This is a genomic window from Haematomicrobium sanguinis DSM 21259, from assembly GCF_000688395.1.
GTDB classification, from domain to species: Bacteria; Actinomycetota; Actinomycetes; order Actinomycetales; family Micrococcaceae; genus Haematomicrobium; species Haematomicrobium sanguinis.
In genome coordinates, this window is the sequence record NZ_JIAG01000009.1 from 19,828 (window position 1) to 40,447 (window position 20,620).

Consider the following 20,620-nt stretch of genomic DNA (forward strand, 5'->3'; position numbering starts at 1 on the left):
GTGCCTGTGTAAGAATATGTACACACAAACGTGCTCCGGGGTCGGTGAAAGTCCGAACCGGCGGTCAAAGTCCGCGACCCGCTCACAGTGCACCTGCAGCAGCAGCAACGCCGTGAACGGTTGAACCGGTGAAATTCCGGTACCGACAGTTACAGTCTGGATGGGAGAAGCACGTTCAACCGGTGTGCTGTGGTGCGCGGGGACTCGCTTGCGGTCCCAGCGATCCTGAACGCACACCGACTTGACGTTCCCCCGGAGCCACCGCCTACGGGAAGGAACTTGATTGGATTTTTTGCGGTGGCTCTTTGAAGCTCAAATACCTGTAGCAGGGTCTGCTCTGCTTGTTCGCGAAGTACTCGGCAATGTTTTCGGCCTTGCCAGCGCGCTCGGCGGAATGCGCCGCAAGGTCTGGGCGTGGCCGGTCGGCATTATCGGCAACCTTCTGCTCCTCACGGTCTTCCTCGGCTCCATCATCAGCCAAGACTCGGCCGCCAACCTCCTGGGTCAAGCCGGGCGTCAAATCATGTTCATCGCCGTCTCCATCTACGGCTGGGTCCGTTGGCGTCAAGCGAAAGACTCGCCGAGCCACCAGATCACCCCGCGCTGGGCAACCGGTAAGGAACGGCTCCTGCTTGTCATCGCGCTAGTCGGCGGCACGGCGCTGCTCACCCCGATTTTCGCTGCCTTGGGCTCATATGAACCGGTCTGGGCGGACGCCTGGACCTTTGTCGGTTCACTCCTGGCCACCTACGGCATGGCGAAAGCCTGGACCGAATTCTGGCTGATCTGGGTCGCCGTGGACATTGTCGGGGTCCCGCTCCTCTTCTCGGCCGGCTATTACGCCACCGCGTTCATGTATGTGTTCTACGGCGTCTTCACCCTCATCGGGTTCTTTGTCTGGTGGCGCGCCAACGCCAACGCGAAACCGCGGATTGAAACCACCATGCCGGATCCGACCATCAAGGGAACCGAGTGAACGAGCCGACGGCAGGGGCCATGGCCGAGGCGCTCCAGCAGGCACTTCGCGGCACCCGCACGCGCAACCCGCTGGTGGGCGCGGCCGTCCTGGATCGCGACGGAAACCTCGCGGCAACCGGTTTTCACCCCGGTGCCGGATCGCCGCACGCCGAGGTCAACGCTCTGGCGGCCGCACGCGCCGCGGGCATTGATCTGAGCAAGGCAACCCTGGTGGTCACTTTGGAGCCGTGCGCTCACCATGGCACCACACCGCCGTGCGCCGAGACCATCGCACGCGCCGGCATACCTCGGGTGGTGTTCCTCGCGAGCGATCCCACCGAAGCGGGCGGCGGCGCGGATTTCTTGCGTGAGCGTGGGGTCACGGTGGAGAAGTACGACGACGAGTCCCGGCTCCCAGCCGATTCTCGCCTCCTCGCCGAACAACTTAATGCCCGGTGGTTCCGGGCCAAACGGGAGCAACGGCCCTTTGTGATTGCCAAATCGGCGAGAACCTTTGACGGGTACATCGCCGCCCGTGATGGCAGCAGCAAATGGATCACCAACGCGGCGGCGCGTTCGGATGCTCACGTGTTGCGGTCTCGCGTCGACGCCATCGCGGTGGGTGCGGCCACAGCACTCACGGACAACCCCCGCCTCACGGCTCGAGACACCTCAGAGCGCACGCTCGTGCGCCCGGCACGTGTCGTTTTCGGGATGCGTAGCCTGCGACCGGGCTCGCATCTTGATGACCCGGCCACCATTCGTCTCTCGGGGGCGCACCTCGCCTCAGACCTGAGACACCTGTACCGCAAAGGGGTGAGGTCGCTACTGATCGAAGGCGGCGGCAAGCTTGTGTCCTCCTTCTTGCGCGCCAGGCTGGTGGACCAATTCATTTCCTATGTCGCCGCGGACCTGATGGGTTCAGGCAATCCCGCGGTGTCCTTTCCCGGCGTCGACTCCATCGGCGAGCGCCAATCGTGGATGTGGGATCCCAGCGGGATGGGTGCTTCCGCCTGGCTGGGCACCGGCGCCGACCTTAATCTCAGACTTCAGACCATCCCGAAAGAAGGGTGAAAAATGTTTACCGGCATTGTCAGCGAAATGGGCTGCGTTCTCGATATCTCTCCCGATTCTCACCGCGACATCACACGGCTCACGGTCAAATTGAAGGACGCCGCCGACCAGCTGGGCCCTGGAGCCTCCATCGCTCTGGCAGGCGTCTGTCTGACCGCGCTGGAAGAACCCACCAATGGCGTTGCGAGCGTCGAAATCATGGGCGAAACTCTCTCGCGAACCACACTCGGATCTCTGAAGGCCGGGGACGCAGTGAACGTCGAACGGGCCATGAGCGCCACCGGACGTTTCGACGGACACATCGTCCAGGGCCATGTCGATACCATCGCGCCACTGATTCGGCGAGTCAACGCGGGCGACTGGGACGTGCTGCGCTTCGCCCTTGACGTCGACCACGCAGATCTCGTGGTGCCCAAAGGCTCCATCGCGCTAGACGGGGTTTCACTGACCGTTAGCGCGCTTGGACCGGACTGGTTCGAGGTGTCTCTCATCCCCGTCACGCTACGCGACACCACGCTCGGAACAATTGCGGTCGGGGATCGCGTCAACGTCGAGTTTGATGTGCTGGCAAAGCACCTTTTCACGTCGCGGCGCGAGGCCCCTGCCCATGCGCCGAAGACGTCCCGAAGCAACACCGTGGAGGCTGCCATTGCGGCGTTGGCTGCGGGAAATGCCGTAATCGTGCGGGACGCCGACGATCGGGAAAACGAGGGCGACATTATCTTTGCCGCCCAAGACGCGAGCGCCGAACTCATGGGTTTCACCATTCGTCACAGTTCAGGGGTCGTTTGTGTGCCCATGTCCAAGGAGCGGCTCGACGCGCTTGATCTTCCACCCATGGTCAGCGACAACCAAGACCCCAAAGGCACCAACTATGCGGTGTCCTGCGACGTTCGCGAAGGCACCACCACGGGTATCAGCGCAGCCGATCGGGCCGCCACGGCTCGTGCGCTGGCCAGCCCGGACGCGGTGCCTGCCCACTTCCACCGGCCCGGCCACATGTTTCCGCTCGGCGCACACCCGCAAGGAATCGATGCGCGGGCCGGGCACACCGAGGCGGCGATTGAACTCATGGAACTCTCGGGAAAGCGGCCCGTAGCCGTCATTGCCGAGCTCACTCAGGACGACGGTTCCATGATGCGCGGTTCAACGTTAGAAACGTTTGCCACCGAGCATGGCATGCCAATGATCACTATTGAGCAATTGTGCGAGTACACCCCCGAGAGCGAACGCGGCTCCGGTCAACTGCCGCGGGTTGAGGCGGGACCGGCGGTAAACGTCGAAACGAGCGCCGGACTGATGAGCGCGCGGGCCTTCCTAAGCGAAAGGGGCGGTGAACATCTCGTGTTAAGCGCGCCAACCCCTGCCTCGAACGAACAGCAGTGGAATGCGGACCAGCAAGCCCGCGCCCACGAGAACACCAGTGCCCCGGCACTGGTCCGGGTGCACTCCGAGTGCGTCACCGGTGATGTTTTCTCCTCCACGCGCTGCGATTGCGGCGATCAATTGGAGGCGTCACTGAAAGTCATTGCGGCAAACGGGGGCCACCTTATATATCTGCGCGGACACGAAGGACGCGGAATCGGACTCTTCGACAAGATTCGAGCCTATGCCGAGCAGGACCGAGGACTCGACACCATCGAGGCAAACCTCGCCCTCGGCCACGAGCCAGATTCCCGCACCTATGCCGATGCGGCCGCCATCCTGATCAACATTGAGGCAACAACCATCCGGCTCATCACCAATAACCCGGACAAGAGGCGCAGCCTCGAAGAATACGGCGTCACGGTCACTGAACTCGTCCATGTGCCCACACCCGTACACGCAGGGAACCTCGCCTATCTGAGCACCAAACAAGAACGCATGGGCCACCGGCTGCAGCTCTGGCCCCGCGAAGAGATAAAGGAGAACCACGGATGAGCAAAGACGGCGCCGCGACCGGCCTCATGGACGAGTACTTACCCGCGTTGGCAAAGCTGAGCGCCGAAGGCCTCTCGATTCCCATCATCGCTTCTCTTTGGCACCCCCAAATCATGGATGCGTTAATTGCCGGTGCCCAGCGGGCGGCGGATCACGCCCGCACCTTTCTGCCCGTGGACACACCTCTTATCCGGGTCCCCGGCTCGTTTGAGCTTCCGGTAGCTGCCGCGCGGCTGGCAGGCGAGCATGACGCCCTGGTGAGCATCGGCGTCGTTATTCGCGGAGATACACCGCACTTTGAGTATGTGTGCCAGGCGGCAACCGCCGGTCTCACACAGGTCGCGGTTTCAACCGGTACGCCCGTGGGATTCGGTGTGCTCACCGTGGACAATGAGACACAGGCCGTGGCGCGAGCCGGTGGGCCCGGCGCCAGCGAAGACAAGGGATATGAGGCGTTTGAAGCGGCAATTGTGACGCTCGCCAGCCTCGGGTTGGGAAAAAGCTCGCAGGCACCGTTAACCTTGAAGGCGTGAAAACTTTCGAATCCCTATTTGCCGAGCTGAGCGAAAAGGCTCAGACGCGGCCGGAAAACTCCCGTACGGTTGCAGAACTGGACTCGGGCGTTCATGGGATCGGCAAGAAGATCGTGGAAGAGGCCGCCGAGGTTTGGATGGCCGCCGAGTATGAGAGCCAGGATGAGACCGCAGCGGAAATTTCGCAGCTGCTCTACCACGTTCAAGTACTCATGCTGGCGAAAAACCTCCGCCTGGACGATGTCTACAAGCATCTCTAGCCACGGCGCGACCACCCCACTCATGGGGGCGCGCTGTGGCTATGCAGAAGCCGATGCACGTTCACCACAAAGGACACCACCATGTTAAAAATCGCTGTGCCCAATAAGGGCTCGCTCTCAGAAGCTGCCAGCACACTCCTCAAAGAAGCCGGATACCGGGGACGTCGCGACTCGCGCGAACTCGTGCTGGTTGATCCGGACAACGACATTGAATTTTTCTTCATCCGTCCCCGCGACATCGCCGTCTACGTCGGCTCGGGCACGCTGGACGTAGGAATAACCGGGCGCGACCTCTTTCTCGATGCCCGCGCGAACGCCACCGAGATCATGCCGCTGGGGTTTGGTGCGTCAACCTTCCGATTTGCCGGGCCGGCGGGGGAATTCACGGGGCTCTCGGACCTGGAAGGGAAGCGCATAGCCACCAGTTATGACGCACTGCTCGAAGACTATCTCCAACAGCACGGAGTCACCGCGGATGTGGTGCGGCTGGACGGAGCGGTGGAATCCTCCGTGCGGCTGGGTGTGGCCGACGCCATTGCCGACGTCGTGGAAACCGGGAACACCTTGCGCGCCGCCGGAATGGATGTATTTGGCGAGCCGATTCTCACCTCGGAAGCGGTTTTGATCGCGCAAAACACGGTGGCGCCATCGAGCGACCTCGACGTGCTGGTCCGCCGACTCAAGGGCGTCATCGTTGCCCGCGAATACGTCATGCTGGATTATGACGTGCCCAAGGCGCTGGCCGATGAGGCGTGTGCGCTCACGCCGGGTCTGGAATCACCCACCGTCTCGCCATTGGCCAATCCCGAGTGGGTCGCGGTGCGCGCGATGATTCGGCGCACCCAAACGAACAAGATCATGGATCAGCTCTACGAACTGGGAGCCCGGGCAATCTTGGTCACCAATATTCACGCCAGCAGGATTTAAAATGAGCGTTGCAGTGCGAGTAATCCCCTGTCTGGACGTGGACTCTGGGCGCGTGGTGAAAGGGGTGAACTTTCAGGATCTTCGCGACGCGGGCGACCCCGTCGAACTAGCCCGCCGGTACGGTGTGGACGGCGCGGATGAGCTGACCTTCCTGGACATTACGGCTTCCAGCGCCGAGCGCGAAACCACCTATGACATGGTGCGCCGCGCTGCCGAAGAAATCTTCATCCCGCTCACCGTCGGCGGGGGAGTCCGCTCGGTCGCCGACGTCGATCGGCTTTTGCGCGAAGGCGCCGATAAGGCGGCGGTGAACACGGCTGCGGTGACCCGCCCCGAACTTATCACCGAGATCGCCGAACGCTTCGGTTCGCAAGTCTTGACCCTTTCGCTTGACGCCCGGCGCACCCAAGGCGACCACACGCCGTCGGGCTTTGAAGTCACCACCATGGGCGGTAGGAAAGGCACCGGAATAGACGCTTTGGCATGGGCTAAGGAAGCGCAAGAGCGCGGAGTCGGCGAAATCTTGTTGAACTCCATCGACGCCGACGGGACCAAACAGGGCTTTGATGCCGAAATGATTCGCGCCGTGCGCGAGGTAGTCTCGGTTCCGCTTATTGCCTCCGGCGGTGCCGGCGCACCCGAGCACTTCCCTCCGGCGATTGCGGCCGGAGCGGATGCGGTGTTGGCGGCCTCCGTGTTCCACTTCGGAGGACCCCATGCCATTGACGAGGTCAAGAGCGCGATTCGCGAAGCGGGCTACGAAGTTCGCTAACGCCGGGGAATGACCGTGCACACTCGAAATCGACTGTGCAGATAATGCACGGTTTTACGGCGTGTCGCGTGCGTGTTCTGCACAGTCGATTGGGGGGGGAGGGGGTTAGAGGCCGATTTGTGCGCTGGTCAGCAGCGCGACGGCGTCTTCATCGCCCTCGAGAGTGACGAGTGCGTGCTTTTGCCGGCCGTGCGCATGCATGAGCAATTCGGCCGGTTCCCCGGTGATCGCGACGGCGCTCTCGGCCTTCTTGACCACGTGCCGGGGCCCGTCGGGGCGAACCAGAATAATGCCAAGGTCGACACCGCGGTAGAGCATCCCGGCGCGCTTGATCAGTTCGCTCCAGAGCACCTCGGTGTAATCCTCATCGAGTGCTCGGGGCACCCAGCGCTCTTGCGCGCGCCGCACATCCTCGGTGTGAACAAAGTACTCGATGGTGTTCGCGGCGCGGTCCACGCGCTTGATTCTCATGGGGGAGAACCGGCCGGGTCCGCGCCGAAATTTCGCCACGAGGTTATTGAACTCCGCGACCGTGACGGCGGCGTCGGCCAGGGAGTTAATGGCCTTGTCGGTGCGGGCAGCGAGCGGGCCGCCAAGCATGCCCAGAGCGTCGAGCGGCTGATGCTCGCGTACATAGAGGTGCGCGGCCAGATGGCGGGTGTCCCAACCCTCGCACAGCGTGGGATCCTGAGGTCCGGCCGCAATCAATGTTTCGGCTAAGAGCTCGCGGGAAGGCTGTACAAAGTCCATCAACTTGAAATTAGCATGCCGCTACCGCCAAGCGGCTAGAATTGAGCGCGATGTCTGCAAATCTCCCCGAAGAAATCTCCGCACGCCTGAAAAAGGACCCGGCAGGCCTGGTTGCCGCCATTGTCCAAGACCACGAGAGCAAAGATGTGCTCATGCTGGGCTGGATGGATGAGGAAGCGCTCAACCGAACACTCACAACGGGGCGCGCCACCTATTACTCGCGCTCGCGCCAAGAGTACTGGCGCAAAGGCGACACTTCCGGTCACACCCAGTGGGTCAAATCCGTGGCGTTGGACTGTGACGGGGACGCGTTACTCGTCCAAGTAGAGCAAATCGGTGCCGCGTGCCACACCGGGACGCGAACCTGCTTCGACGGACGGGACCTCGGAGCCGTTGTCGGGCAGGCACCCATTGAGACCCAGACGCCATGAGCACAAGTGCTGACCAAGCCCCGCTGGGACATATCAGACCCACCCTTGAGGAATTCCGTGAGCTAGCCCGCGACCGGCGCGTCATCCCGGTGACCGTGCGCCTGCTAGCGGACTCGCACACCCCCATTGGCCTTTACCGTCAACTGAGCGACGGCAGACCCGGCACCTTCTTGCTCGAAAGCGCCGCACAGGGCGGAGCGTGGGCGCGCTATTCGTTCATCGGCGTCAACAGCGCCGCCACACTGAGTGCCGAAGGGACCCAAGCACACTGGATGGGCACCGTGCCTGCGGGTCTTCCAACCACGGGGCCAAGTGTCGATGTGCTTGCCGAGACCATGCGCCTGCTCCACACCCCGTCCGTCGAGGGACTGCCGTTCTTCAGCTCCGGAATGGTGGGCTATGTGGGCTGGGAAGCGGTGCGGCACTGGGAAAAGTTGCCGCACGCGCCCGTCGATGACCTTGACCTCCCGGAAATGGCCATGAACCTGGTCACCGACATGGCCGTCATGGACAACGTGGACTCCACGGTCACGCTCATTGCCAACGCCATTAACTTTGACGCGAGCGACGATCGCGTCGATGAAGCCTGGCTCGATTGTGTCCAACGGCTGAAAGCCACGGTTGCGCGCATGGACGCCCCCATGACCCCGGAAGTGTCGGCATTCGAGACGGCGCCGGCCACGCACCTGGATGCCGGGGGCGAACAGGTCAAGGAGAGCTGGGATGAGAGCGCCTACCTGGACGCGATTGCTGCGAGCAAAGACAATATTGTCGACGGCGACGTGTTCCAACTGGTGCTTGCCCGCCGTTTCGAGGCGGAAACCACCCCTGACCCGTTGCCGGTTTACCGCATGCTGCGCAGTTGGAACCCCAGCCCGTACATGTACCTCTTCAACTTTGAGGACCCCTCAGACGGGCGTGCCTATCACGTTGTGGGCTCTTCTCCCGAAGCGCTGGTGACCGTTCATGGACGCGAAGCGATCACCCATCCGATCGCCGGATCGCGTCCGCGCGGGGACAGCGTTGAAGCGGACAAACGGCTAGAAGCCGAGTTACTTGCCGACACGAAAGAGCGCTCCGAGCACCTCATGCTGGTGGATCTTGCCCGCAACGACCTCTCGAAAGTGTGCGTGCCGGGTACCGTGAGCGTGAGCGAATTCATGCACATCGAACGGTTCAGCCACATCATGCACCTCGTGTCCACGGTCGTTGGCGAACTCAAACCCGACGCCACCGCCTATGACGCGCTACGCGCCACCTTCCCCGCCGGAACTCTCTCCGGCGCGCCCAAACCACGCGCCCTCCAGCTCATCGACGAATACGAGCCGGTGAAGCGAGGCGTGTACGGCGGGGTGGCCGGGTACCTCGACTTTGCCGGGAACATGGATATGGCCATTGCGATCCGTACTGCCCTTATCCGCGATTCCCGCGCCTACGTTCAAGCCGGCGGCGGAATCGTCGCCGATTCGGTAGACACGGCGGAGGCCCTCGAGTCCCTTAATAAGGCGCGAGCCCCGCTCGCCGCCGCGGTCGCGGCAAAAGGTCTGCGCAACGCAAATGACGTGCTGGACGCAACCACCACCGGTCACCGTGCTACAAGTAGCTAAAGGAAACGCTTCATGAAACGTCTGCTGAGCAAATCGACGCTTGTGGTGCTTGCCGTCGCATTCGCGCTGGGCTGCGTCGCACTCACGACGCAAACCTGGCTGGTCGCCACCGTTCCCTCCACGGCGGTGCAAACCCCGGATATTCCGGTGCAGGGCTCGCAAATGGCAACCGGGGTGACCGCATTCGCGCTGGTGGCCGCGGCGGCCGCGCTTGCCGCGGCCATTTCCCGTCCGGTACTGGCGCGAATTTGTAGTGCGCTCATTGTGGTGGCGAGTATCGCCGTCGTTCTTAATATTGTGTCCTTTCTTGGCAACCCGGCCGGTGCGGCCGCCACGAAAATTGGCGAAGCAACCGGCATTCAAGGCGGAGACGACACGCAACTGGCGATCAACGCGCTACCAAGTATCGCGCTCGTGCTGGCGATAGCGATGGGCCTGGTCGGGGTCGTGATGGTCATCCGGGCAGGTCTGTGGGCGCGCACGGGAGGGACCGGCGCTCGTTTTGAACGGGCGGGTGCGAAAACCCGGCCCAGCAGCACCCACCGCAAGGATGAAGCCATCGACCGCTGGGACGATCTGAGCGTCGGCAAGGACCCCACCGTCGACTGAGGCGCCCCGATGTGCAAGTCGAGGCCAAGTTAGTGGCAGAATAAGGGGCGACGTACTTTTTGCTTGACGCCCATATTTCGAGGAGAAAAATCGATGGCCAACAACGCCGCCGTGAAGAACCAAAGCAACGTGGATGAGAACAAGAGCATCCACGATGAGCCTCTGGGACACGGAAGCACCCCGGCCGCATGGGCATGTGTCACGATCATGATCATCGGTGTGATCGTGTCCTGCATCGGCTTTATTGTCACGAGTGCCGCCGACCGGAACGTGGGAATCGCAATGTTCTGGGCTGGACTGGTGGTGGTGGCGATTGGTCTGATTGTGGGTTGGATCATGCGCCGCGCAGGTTATGGAGTTGGTGGGGACAAGCTGAAAAGCGACCACTGAGTGAGCGTCCTTGACCACATTATCGACGGCGTCAAGGAAGACCTAGCCGCCCGTCGGGCCGCATATCCGTTGGCCGCGGTTGAACGCCTAGCAGCCCAGGCCCGGCCCGTCCGCGACGCCTATCGCTCCTTGGTTTCGCGCGAATTCGCGCTCATTACCGAGGTGAAGCGCTCGAGCCCGTCCAAGGGTCAATTGGCGTCCATAACTGATCCTGCGGGTTTGGCCGCGCAGTATGCCGCTGGAGGCGCTGCCGCGGTGAGCGTGCTGACCGAAGAACGCCGATTCGGCGGCAGCCTGGCAGATTTAGACGCCGTGCGCGCGGCGGTCGACGTGCCGGTTCTGCGCAAAGACTTCATGGTTGATGAGTACCAATTTTACGAAGCGCGGGCGCACGGTGCGGACATGGTGTTGCTTATTGTTGCGGCACTGGATGACGCGCAATTGCGGGATTTCAGCGACCTTGCGGCCGAATTGGGGATGGCCGCGCTCGTGGAAACGCACACCGCGGAGGAGATCGAGCGCGCTCAGGCGGTCAATGCGCGGATTCTCGGGGTCAACGTGCGCAACTTGAAGACCCTGGATGTGGACCGCCAAGTGTTTGCCGACCTCGCTCCCGCGCTTGAGAGCGTCGGGGAGGGGACCGTGATTGTGGCCGAATCCGGTGTCAGCGGCGTCCACGATATTGAGTTTTATGCCCGTTACGGCGCGCGCGCGGCCTTGGTGGGAGAAGCCCTGGTCAAGAACTCCGATCCGCGCGGCGCCACGGAAGAATTTACGGCGGTGGGTGCTCGGGCGCGGGCAGCTCAGGCAGAGGTCGCACCGACCGCCAGGACAGGTAAGTCATCAGCATGAAGAACACAGAGAATTCAGGACACGGCGTGGAAATGGGCACGGGCGCGCCAAGCGCTCCAAGCGCTCCGCTCAAAGACCAATCCGGCCCCTACTTCGGCAATTTCGGCGGGCGCTGGATGCCCGAATCGCTCATCGCGGCGCTGGATGAGCTCGAGGAGACCTTCGACAAGGCGCGCCTCGACCCGGACTTTGTGGATCGCTTCAAGGACTTGCTGGCCAACTACGCGGGCCGCCCCTCGCTGTTGACCGAGGCGAAGCGCTTTTCCGCGCACGCCGGCGGGGCTCGCGTCTTCCTCAAACGTGAAGACTTGAACCACACCGGCTCGCACAAGATCAACAATGTTCTGGGCCAGGCCCTTCTGGCTCAACGCATGGGCAAGACCCGGGTGATCGCTGAAACCGGAGCCGGACAGCACGGCGTGGCGACGGCTACGGCGGCGGCGTTGCTTGGACTGGACTGCGTGGTGTACATGGGCGCCGAAGACACACGGCGCCAAGCCCTGAACGTGGCGCGTATGAAACTGCTCGGCGCCGAAGTGATCCCGGTGACCAACGGCTCGCAAACGCTCAAGGACGCCATTAATGATGCGCTCCGCGACTGGGTCGCGAATGTGGAGAATACCCACTATCTCTTGGGTACCGCCGCAGGAGCGCACCCGTTCCCGGCGATGGTGCGCTTCTTCCACGAGGTCATTGGCAACGAGGCCCGCCAACAGATCCTGGCGCAAACGGGTTCGCTTCCCGACGCCGTCACCGCCTGCGTGGGCGGCGGCTCCAACGCCATCGGAATTTTCCACGCATTCCTGGATGATCCCGAGGTCGCGCTCTACGGTTTGGAAGCCGGTGGCGACGGGGTAGAAACAGGTCGGCATGCCGCCGCGATCACCCTGGGACGATCGGGAGTATTACACGGGGCCCGTTCCTATTTGATGCAGGATGAGGACGGCCAAACCATTGAGTCGCACTCGATTTCTGCGGGCCTGGACTACCCCAGTGTGGGGCCGGAGCACGCGCATCTGGCCGAAATCGGCCGGGTCGCCTATGAACCCATTACCGACACCGAGGCGATGGACGCGTTCAAACTGCTGAGCGAAACCGAGGGCATCATCCCGGCGATCGAGTCCGCTCACGCCCTCGCCGGCGCACAAAAAGTGGGACGGCGTTGGGCCGAAGAATCCCCGGATACCGTGGGAGAGAAGATCATCGTGGTCTCACTCTCCGGTCGCGGCGATAAGGACGTAGCCACCGCCGCAACGTGGTTCGGCATCCTGAGCGAAGAGGAAGCGAAGGGCGGAGCATGAGCGAATCCCTGACACAGCCCGGACCGCGCGTCACCACGGCGCAGAAAATCGACGCCGCCGCCGCCGAAGGCCGCGCCGCACTGATCGGCTACCTTCCCGCGGGCTACCCCACCCTGCAAGAATCCATTGACGCGGGCATCGCGCTGGCGCAAAACGGTTGCGACATTATCGAGATCGGCATCCCGTACTCGGACCCGGTCATGGACGGGCCCGTCATCCAAGAAGCCACGAGTCTCGCGCTGGCCAACGGCTTCCACGTGAGCCAAGCCTTCGATGTCGTGCGCGCCATCACCGACAACACCGATGCCGCAGTCGTGATCATGACCTATTGGAACCCCGTGCTGCGCATGGGCGTGGACACCTTCGCCAAGCGTCTTGCCGACGCCGGGGGAGCCGGGCTCATCACCCCGGATCTCATCCCGGATGAAGCCGCCGAGTGGATCGAAGCCAGCGACAAATACGGCCTCGACCGCATTTTTCTGGCCGCCCCAACCTCGACACCGGAGCGGCTCGCTCTCGTGGCAAAGAGTTCGCGCGGATTCGTGTACGGCGTCTCTCTCATGGGAGTCACCGGTGCCCGCAGCGAGGTTTCCCATCAGGCCGAATCGGTGGTGCAACGCACACGCGAGGCAGGCGCCGAGCGCGTCTGCGTCGGTATCGGCGTGTCCACCCCGGAACAGGCCGCGGAAATCGCCCGTTACGCCGACGGTGTCATCGTCGGCACCGCGCTCGTCGCCGCCTTACGCGACGGAGGAGCGAACGCCGTCGCGCAACTTGTCTCAGAACTCTCCCAGGGAGTGCACAAATAATGAGCCTCATGGTCCCCACGGAATTCCCCCCGCCGCCTTGGAGCGGCTTTGAAATCGGCCCGCTCAACATTCGCGCCTACGCCCTATGTATCCTACTCGGCATCGTGGTGGCCATGTGGCTCACCATCCGCCGTTGGAAGGCGCGCGGCGGGCCGGACGGGGCGGTCTGGGATATCGCTATCTGGGCCATCCCTTTCGGCATCATCGGCGGACGGCTCTACCACGTCTTTAGCTCCCCGGACGCCTATTTCGGCCCGAACGGGGATCCGGCAAAAATCATTGAGATATGGAATGGCGGCCTGGGAATTTGGGGTGCCGTGGCATTGGGCGCCGTCGGTGCGTGGATCGGGTGTCGGCAGGCGGGTGTGAAACTCAGCGCGTTCGCCGATGCGGCAGCCCCCGGAGTGCTCATCGCCCAGGCGATTGGCCGCTGGGGCAACTGGTTCAACCAAGAACTTTTTGGTGGTCCCACCGATCTGCCCTGGGGCCTGCGCGTGGACCCGGCCAGCGGCAACTTTCCCGCCGGTTACCAGCCAGACACGCTGTTCCACCCCACATTTCTTTACGAGAGCATCTGGAACCTCCTTGGCGCCCTCGCCATCCTCGCTCTCGACAAGCGATTCCGGCTGGACGGCGGACGCACCTTCTGGCTTTACGCCACGATTTACACCTTCGGCCGCCTCTGGATCGAAATGATCCGCATCGATGAAGCCGAGCAGGTCACGCTCTTCGGCATCACCACCCGCATTAACGTCTGGGTATCCATCGTGGTCTTCCTCGCGTCCCTCGCGATCTTCGTGTGGCTGTGCGTCCGTGCGCGCAAACACCCGGACTACTCCATTTGGTTGCCTGGGCGGGAGCCTCAGCCGGAGACCGAAGACGCCCAGATGAACGACGGCGATGCCCGCCACAGTGCCGAAAGTTCCGTTGGTACCGGGGTCACCGCGTCTCAGAAAGTGGACAAGAGCGATCCCACTTCTTGAGACCGTGCTACGATCGCGGGAACCTGTGTGAACGTGGCGCATCAACCGCGCTCACGCAGTTCGCCTCAACACGGCGAGTCCTCGAATGCCGGTGACAACCACCGCGATTCCGCCACGGAGTAGTGGCACCTGGTGTGATTGTCACAGGAATGTTTCCACCCTGTCACAGCGCACGCAGTTCATGCCCGCTACCTGCATTAGAATGTGAACCACCTAACACTTCTGTAGAACCCGCGGGTCAGCGTACCTGGGGCCAATGTTGTCCCCTTCCTACAGCTCCATTCATGGGAAGGACTCTTAATGGCACTCTCAGCTCAGCCTGAATCTTCCGCCGTCATCTCCCCGTTCCACCGCTTCGCCCGCCTTCCCGAGGGCTACGGGCTGTACTCGCCGGAGAATGAAAAAGACGCCTGCGGTCTGGCCATGATCGCGACCCTGCGCGGCGAGCCCGGGCACGATATCGTGAACCACGCACTCCACGCATTGCGCCGATTGGAACATCGCGGAGCCGTCGGCGCGGATGAGGGCACCGGTGACGGTGCAGGTCTCCTCACGCAGGTACCCGACGAATTCTTCCGAGCCAAGACGCCATTCGATCTGCCGCGCGAGGGCCAATACATTGTGGGCACGGCCTTCTTGCCGGAGAACGCAGCCGAGCGGGACTACGCCCGCCAGGGGTTTACCGAGCTGGCAGCCGAGGAAAACCTGCAGGTTTTGGGTTGGCGTGAAGTCCCGGTGTATGACCACATGATCGGGCCGATGTCCCGGGCCTGCATGCCATTTTTCGAGCAAGCTTTCCTGGCGCCCACCGATGGGGAACAGGACACATTGGAGCTCGAGCGCCGATCGTACCGGGTGCGGAAGCGCGCGCAAAACAAGTTCGGCATTTACTTCCCCTCGCTCTCCTCGCGCACCATGGTGTACAAGGGCATGTTGACAACCGCCCAGTTGGAACCGTTTTACCCAGACCTTTCCGATCCGCTGTTCAAGACGAAGCTTGCCATCGTGCACTCTCGCTTCTCTACGAACACTTTCCCGTCCTGGCCGCTGGCGCAACCGTTCCGCAATGTGGCGCACAACGGTGAGATCAACACGGTCAAAGGCAACCGCAACTGGATGCGCGCCCGCCAATCACAATTGGCCAGCCCGCTACTGGGGGAGGACCCAGAAGAGCTGTTCCCGATCTGCACACCGGCGGCCTCCGACTCTGCCTCCTTTGACGAGGTGCTCGAGCTGCTGACCCTCTCGGGGCGATCCATCATGCACTCCATCATGATGATGATCCCGGAGGCATGGGAGAACAATGAGCAAATGGACCCGGAACGCCGGGCCTTTTACCGCTACCACTCCATGCTCATGGAGCCCTGGGACGGTCCCGCCGCGGTGTCCTTCACGGATGGTCGTTTTGTCGGTGCGGTATTGGATCGCAACGGTTTGCGCCCGGCGCGGTACTGGGTCACCGAAGACGGACTCGTCGTGTTGGCCTCGGAAGTCGGGGTCGTTGAGGTCGCACCGGAAAAGATCGTCAAAAAGGGCCGGGTCGCCCCTGGGAAGATGTTCCTCGTCGACACCCAAGACGGCAGGCTCATTGACGATCAGGAGATCAAGGCAGAGTTGGCGTCGGCCAAGCCCTGGAAGCAGTGGGTTGCCGAAAACCAGATCGACCTTGGGGACCTGCCCGATCGCGAGCACGTCAACCACACCTCCGCCTCGGTCAACCTGCGCCAACGCACCTTCGGGTACACCAACGAAGAGGTGCGCATGCTCATCGCACCCATGGCGCGCACCGGTGCGGAACCGCTGGGTGCCATGGGCACCGATGCCCCGGTCGCGGTGCTGTCCGAGCGCCCGCGACTGCTCTTCGACTACTTTGTGCAGTCCTTCGCGCAAGTGACCAACCCGCCGCTGGACGCCATCAGAGAAGAACTTGTCACCTCGATGGCGCTCTCCATTGGCCCGGACGGCAATATTTTGCAAGAAGATCAGGTCAAGACGCGGCACGTGAATTTGCCATATCCGGTCATCGACAACGATCAGCTCGCCAAAATTGCGGCCATCAGCAATGAGAACTTCGAAAAGCTCACCATCAAGGTTCGCGGCCTGTACCGGCCGGACGGCGGCGAAGCGGCGCTCCGGGCCCGCATCGCTGAGATCTGTGAGAAAGTCTCTGCGGCGGTCAACCGCGGCGTCCAGTTCATCATCTTGTCCGACCGGGACACGAACGCCCAGTGGGCGCCCATCCCGTCCTTGTTGCTGACCAGTGCGGTGCACCACCACCTGCTCAAGAGCGCTACCCGCACCAAAACCTCGCTGATCGTCGAATCCGGCGAGGTGCGAGAGGTGCACCATGTGGCCGCGCTCATCGGCTACGGGGCCAGCGCCGTCAATCCGTACTTGGCTATGGAAACGGTCGAGGATCTGGTGCGTAACGGCGACGTGAGCGGCGTGGACGCACCCAAGGCGGTCGCCAACCTCATGAAGGGACTTGGCAAGGGCGTCCTGAAGATCATGTCCAAGATGGGCATCTCCACGGTCGCCTCATACTGCGGCGCACAAACCTTTGAAGCCCTCGGGCTGTCTCAAGAACTCGTGGACGAATACTTTCACGGCACACAGTCGCAACTGGGCGGTGTAGGGCTATCGGTGATCGCCGCCGAAACCGCGGCGCGACACCGCATGGCCTATCCCGAAGACGGCGCGGTGACCCCGCAGCGAGAACTGGAAACCGGCGGGGAGTATCAGTGGCGCCGAGAAGGACCCCCGCACCTGTTCAACCCGGAGACGGTATTCCGTTTGCAGCATTCGACTCGCGAACGCCGGTATGACATTTTCAAGGCGTACACCGCCGCGATCGACAACCAGGCCGAAAGCCTCATGACCTTGCGCGGACTGCTGGCCTTTAACGGTTCCCGGGAACCTATTTCGATCGACGAGGTGGAACCGGTCTCCGAGATCGTCAAGAGGTTCTCCACCGGCGCCATGAGCTACGGGTCCATTTCCCAAGAAGCGCATGAGACCCTGGCGATTGCCATGAATCGGCTGGGCGCCAAGTCCAACACCGGGGAAGGCGGCGAAGATGTTGCGCGCCTGCTGGACCCGGAGCGGCGCTCGGCCATCAAACAGGTGGCCTCGGGTCGTTTCGGTGTTACCAGCATGTACTTGACTCATGCCGACGACATCCAAATCAAGATGGCACAGGGCGCCAAACCGGGGGAGGGTGGCCAGCTCATGGCCCAAAAGGTGTACCCGTGGGTCGCCAGAACCCGGCACTCCACCCCGGGAGTGGGTCTCATTTCGCCGCCGCCGCACCACGATATTTACTCGATCGAGGATCTTGCTCAGCTCATTTATGATCTCAAGCGGGCAAACCCCTCGGCCCGTGTGCACGTGAAACTGGTCTCCGAAGTGGGTGTGGGCACGGTGGCGAGCGGCGTGACCAAGGCGCGTGCCGACGTCGTACTTATCTCCGGCCATGACGGAGGCACCGGAGCCAGCCCCATGAATTCCCTCAAGCACGCCGGTGCGCCCTGGGAAATCGGGCTGGCCGAGGCGCAGCAAACGCTGATGCTCAACGGGTTGCGCGATCGCGTGGTCGTCCAGGTCGACGGGCAAATGAAGACCGGCCGCGATGTGGTGATAGCGGCGCTGCTCGGCGCGGAGGAATATGGTTTCGCCACCGCCCCGCTGGTAGTGTCCGGGTGCATCATGATGCGTGTGTGCCACTTGGACACCTGTCCGGTCGGTGTGGCAACGCAAAACCCGGAATTGCGTCAGCGCTTTAGCGGCAAACCCGAATTTGTGGTGAACTTCTTCGAGTTCATCGCCGAGGAGGTGCGCGAACACCTGGCGGCGCTGGGTTTCCGCAGCTTGGATGAGGCGATCGGCCACCGCGAAGTGCTGGATGTGGAGCGGGCGATCGCCCACTGGAAGGCGGATGGGCTGAACCTGGAACCCATTTTGCGCGGCGAGGAGTTCGATCCCGAGGCGCCGGTCAAAAACCAGGTGGGGCAAAACCATGACCTGGATAAGCACTTTGACGTACCGCTGATTGAACTCAGTGCGGAAGCGCTTGAGGCGCGGGCGCCAGTGCGCATTGCCATGGATGTGGTCAACACCGACCGCGCCGTCGGAACCATGCTCGGGCACGAGGTGACCCGCCGGTTTGGCGCCGACCCGTTGCCGGCCGGGACGATTGATATCACGCTGACCGGTCAAGCGGGGCAATCCCTGGGCGCCTTCTTACCCCAAGGCATCACCCTGCGGCTCTTTGGCGACGCGAACGACTATGTGGGCAAGGGCCTTTCCGGCGGCCATATTTCGGTGCGGCCGCAACGCGAGAACCACTTCCCGGCCGAATCCTCGGTGATCGCCGGGAACGTGATCGGCTACGGTGCCACAAGCGGAGAAATGTTCCTGCGCGGGGTGGTCGGGGAACGGTTCCTTGTCCGCAACTCCGGCGCCACGGCCGTGGTCGAGGGTATTGGCGATCACGGTTGCGAATACATGACCGGCGGCCAGGCACTCATCCTGGGCCGGACCGGCCGGAATTTCGGTGCGGGCATGTCCGGAGGCACCGCCTATGTGCTCGACCTGAAAACCGATCGCATCAACAAAGAAGCCCTGGCCAATGGCGAACTTCTGCTGCAGGAACTGGACGGCGAAGACGTTGATATTCTCAGCGCGCTCTTGACCAAACACGTGGAAGAAACCCAGTCGCCGGTGGCCCAAGCGCTTTTGACGGACTGGGCGAGCGCGCAACGCCGGTTCACCAAGGTGCTGCCGCGCAACTACGCCACCGTTCTGGATGTCCGCCAGGAAGCCGAACTGGAAGGACTTGATCCCGATGGCGAAGAAGTATGGAATCGAATTTTGGAGGTGACAGGTGGCTGATCCCAAAGGATTTTTGAAAGTACGTGAACGGGTGACGCAACCGCGCCGCCCTGTCCCGGTGCGCATCATGGACTGGAAAGAAGTGTATGAGGCGCAGGAGGCCGGAACGCTCAAGTCGCAAGCGGGCCGGTGCATGGATTGCGGTATACCGTTCTGCCATCAGGGTTGCCCGCTCGGCAACCTCATTCCCGAATGGAATGATCTGACCTGGCGCGGCCAAGGACGCGAGGCGATCGAGCGGTTACACGCCACCAATAACTTTCCCGAATTCACCGGGAGGCTTTGCCCGGCACCGTGCGAAAGTTCGTGCGTTTTGGGCATCAACCAACCGGCCGTGACCATTAAGCAAATTGAGGTCTCCATCATCGATGAGGCCTTCGATAATGGTTGGGTTGAACCGCAGGCGCCGGTGCGGCACACCGATAAGACCATTGCGGTTGTGGGTTCGGGGCCCGCCGGACTCGCGGTTGCCCAACAACTTACGCGCGCCGGTCACACGGTTGCGGTCTTTGAACGCGATGACAAGGTCGGCGGATTGCTGCGCTACGGCATCCCGGACTTCAAGATGGAGAAGTCCCAGCTTGAGCGCCGTTTAGAGCAAATGCGTCAGGAGGGGACCAGGTTCCGGACCGGCGTGAATATCGGTCAGGACATCAGTTGGGCCCAGTTGCGGCGCGGTTTCGACGCCGTGGTGGTTGCTACCGGCGCCACAGTGCCCCGCGACCTGCCCATCCCTGGCCGCGACCTGGACGGTGTGCACTTCGCCATGGATTACCTGGTGCAATCGAACCGGGCGGTTGCCGGGGAAGAGGTGCCAGATCAAATCCTGGGGACCGATAAGCACGTGGTGATCCTGGGTGGCGGCGACACCGGGGCCGACTGCATCGGCACGGCGCACCGACACCGTGCGGCATCGGTGACCACCTTGGCGATCGGCAAGCAGCCGCCGAGCGAACGCCCCGGCCACCAGCCGTGGCCCATGTTCCCGACGCTCTTCGAGGTGGCCAGCGCCCATGAGGAGGGCGGGGAGCGCACCTACCTGGCCTCTACCGTGGAGTTCATCGGCGAGAACGGTAGAGTCACCGGCCTCAAGGTCGCCGAAACGGAATACCGCGACGGCACGCGCGTGCCCAAGGAGGGCACCGAACGCATCATCCCGGCAGACCTCGTGTTGCTCGCCCTCGGATTCACCGGCCCAGAAGAAAGCGGCATGCGCGAACAGGTCAATGCCGCATTCGATGCTCGTGGCAACCTGGAGCGGGACCGGGACTACATGAGCGCGACGCCCGGAGTTTTCGTCGCCGGAGACGCCGGACGCGGCCAATCGTTGATTGTCTGGGCCATTGCCGAAGGGCGGGCCTGCGCGGCCGCTGTCGATCAGTGGCTCATGGGCTCAACCACGCTCCCCGCACCGGTCGCGCCCACCGACCGGGCCATCGAGGTGCTGTAGCGCTTGAGCGATGCCCTCGGACGTGAAAATCGGTAGGGTTAGACGTGAGCGTCAGGGCGATGGAGCCCTACAGATTTGAGAAGTGTTCAATTCCAAGGAAAGTAA

18 protein-coding genes and 1 riboswitch are annotated in these 20,620 nt (G+C 62.6%); of the genes, 17 read left to right on the top strand and 1 reads right to left on the bottom strand.

Annotation, left to right across the window (positions count from 1 at the left end):
- The first annotated feature begins 26 nt into the window (after positions 1–26).
- Positions 27–177: riboswitch (FMN riboswitch) on the top strand.
- A 106-nt stretch (positions 178–283) separates the two neighbouring features.
- From pnuC to hisF, 7 genes are all read left to right on the top strand, one after another.
- The gene (gene pnuC, locus O148_RS0108975; RefSeq protein WP_026530638.1) at positions 284–976 is read left to right on the top strand and encodes a nicotinamide riboside transporter PnuC; all 693 of its coding nucleotides are present in this window, start codon (positions 284–286) and stop codon (positions 974–976) included.
- Positions 973–2,031, top strand: a complete 1,059-nt coding sequence (gene ribD / locus O148_RS0108980) for a bifunctional diaminohydroxyphosphoribosylaminopyrimidine deaminase/5-amino-6-(5-phosphoribosylamino)uracil reductase RibD (protein WP_026530639.1) — start codon at positions 973–975, stop codon at positions 2,029–2,031. Before pnuC ends, ribD begins: the two co-directional genes overlap by 4 nt.
- Before the next feature lie 3 nt (positions 2,032–2,034).
- Positions 2,035–3,951, top strand: coding sequence for a 3,4-dihydroxy-2-butanone-4-phosphate synthase (gene ribB / locus O148_RS17110; RefSeq protein ID WP_084157231.1), 1,917 nt, complete (start codon positions 2,035–2,037; stop codon positions 3,949–3,951).
- The gene (gene ribH / locus O148_RS15840; RefSeq protein ID WP_075204335.1) at positions 3,948–4,484 is read left to right on the top strand and encodes a 6,7-dimethyl-8-ribityllumazine synthase; all 537 of its coding nucleotides are present in this window, start codon (positions 3,948–3,950) and stop codon (positions 4,482–4,484) included. The genes ribB and ribH overlap by 4 nt, the downstream gene beginning before the upstream one ends.
- Positions 4,481–4,744, top strand: coding sequence for a phosphoribosyl-ATP diphosphatase (locus tag O148_RS0108995; protein ID WP_026530640.1), 264 nt, complete (start codon positions 4,481–4,483; stop codon positions 4,742–4,744). Before ribH ends, O148_RS0108995 begins: the two co-directional genes overlap by 4 nt.
- 81 nt (positions 4,745–4,825) lie before the next feature.
- On the top strand, positions 4,826–5,671 hold the full coding sequence (hisG, locus tag O148_RS0109000) for an ATP phosphoribosyltransferase (RefSeq protein WP_026530641.1): 846 nt from the start codon (positions 4,826–4,828) through the stop codon (positions 5,669–5,671).
- A 1-nt stretch (position 5,672) separates the two neighbouring features.
- On the top strand, positions 5,673–6,443 hold the full coding sequence (gene hisF / locus O148_RS0109005; protein WP_026530642.1) for an imidazole glycerol phosphate synthase subunit HisF: 771 nt from the start codon (positions 5,673–5,675) through the stop codon (positions 6,441–6,443).
- A gap of 105 nt (positions 6,444–6,548) precedes the next feature.
- Here hisF and O148_RS0109010 read toward each other — a convergent pair whose 3' ends face one another.
- A complete protein-coding gene (locus tag O148_RS0109010; RefSeq protein WP_026530643.1) occupies positions 6,549–7,193 on the bottom strand; it encodes a TIGR03085 family metal-binding protein in 645 nt (214 codons plus the stop codon).
- A 50-nt stretch (positions 7,194–7,243) separates the two neighbouring features.
- Here O148_RS0109010 and hisI point away from each other — a divergent pair, with 50 nt between their 5' ends.
- From hisI to O148_RS0109060, 10 genes are all read left to right on the top strand, one after another.
- Positions 7,244–7,624, top strand: coding sequence for a phosphoribosyl-AMP cyclohydrolase (gene hisI, locus O148_RS0109015; RefSeq protein WP_035745641.1), 381 nt, complete (start codon positions 7,244–7,246; stop codon positions 7,622–7,624).
- Positions 7,621–9,231 carry an anthranilate synthase component I gene (locus O148_RS0109020; RefSeq protein WP_026530645.1) on the top strand — a complete coding sequence of 537 codons (1,611 nt, stop codon included), beginning with the start codon at positions 7,621–7,623 and terminating at the stop codon, positions 9,229–9,231. Before hisI ends, O148_RS0109020 begins: the two co-directional genes overlap by 4 nt.
- A 12-nt stretch (positions 9,232–9,243) precedes the next feature.
- Positions 9,244–9,840, top strand: a complete 597-nt coding sequence (locus O148_RS0109025; RefSeq protein ID WP_026530646.1) for a Trp biosynthesis-associated membrane protein — start codon at positions 9,244–9,246, stop codon at positions 9,838–9,840.
- Positions 9,841–9,933: 93 nt separating this feature from the next.
- Positions 9,934–10,230, top strand: coding sequence for an HGxxPAAW family protein (locus O148_RS0109030; protein WP_026530647.1), 297 nt, complete (start codon positions 9,934–9,936; stop codon positions 10,228–10,230).
- Positions 10,231–11,082, top strand: coding sequence for an indole-3-glycerol phosphate synthase TrpC (gene trpC, locus O148_RS15845; protein WP_051620047.1), 852 nt, complete (start codon positions 10,231–10,233; stop codon positions 11,080–11,082).
- 32 nt (positions 11,083–11,114) lie between these two features.
- On the top strand, positions 11,115–12,383 hold the full coding sequence (gene trpB, locus O148_RS15850; protein ID WP_035745642.1) for a tryptophan synthase subunit beta: 1,269 nt from the start codon (positions 11,115–11,117) through the stop codon (positions 12,381–12,383).
- Entirely contained in the window at positions 12,380–13,192 is an 813-nt protein-coding gene (gene trpA, locus O148_RS0109045; protein ID WP_051620048.1) for a tryptophan synthase subunit alpha, read from the top strand. Before trpB ends, trpA begins: the two co-directional genes overlap by 4 nt.
- Positions 13,193–13,200: 8 nt before the next feature.
- Complete coding sequence (lgt, locus tag O148_RS15855; RefSeq protein ID WP_084157241.1) at positions 13,201–14,175, top strand: prolipoprotein diacylglyceryl transferase; 975 nt, start codon at positions 13,201–13,203, stop codon at positions 14,173–14,175.
- 300 nt (positions 14,176–14,475) lie between these two features.
- Positions 14,476–19,065 carry a glutamate synthase large subunit gene (gene gltB / locus O148_RS0109055; protein ID WP_026530649.1) on the top strand — a complete coding sequence of 1,530 codons (4,590 nt, stop codon included), beginning with the start codon at positions 14,476–14,478 and terminating at the stop codon, positions 19,063–19,065.
- A complete protein-coding gene (locus O148_RS0109060) occupies positions 19,058–20,515 on the top strand; it encodes a glutamate synthase subunit beta (protein WP_026530650.1) in 1,458 nt (485 codons plus the stop codon). Before gltB ends, O148_RS0109060 begins: the two co-directional genes overlap by 8 nt.
- Positions 20,516–20,620 lie beyond the last annotated feature (105 nt).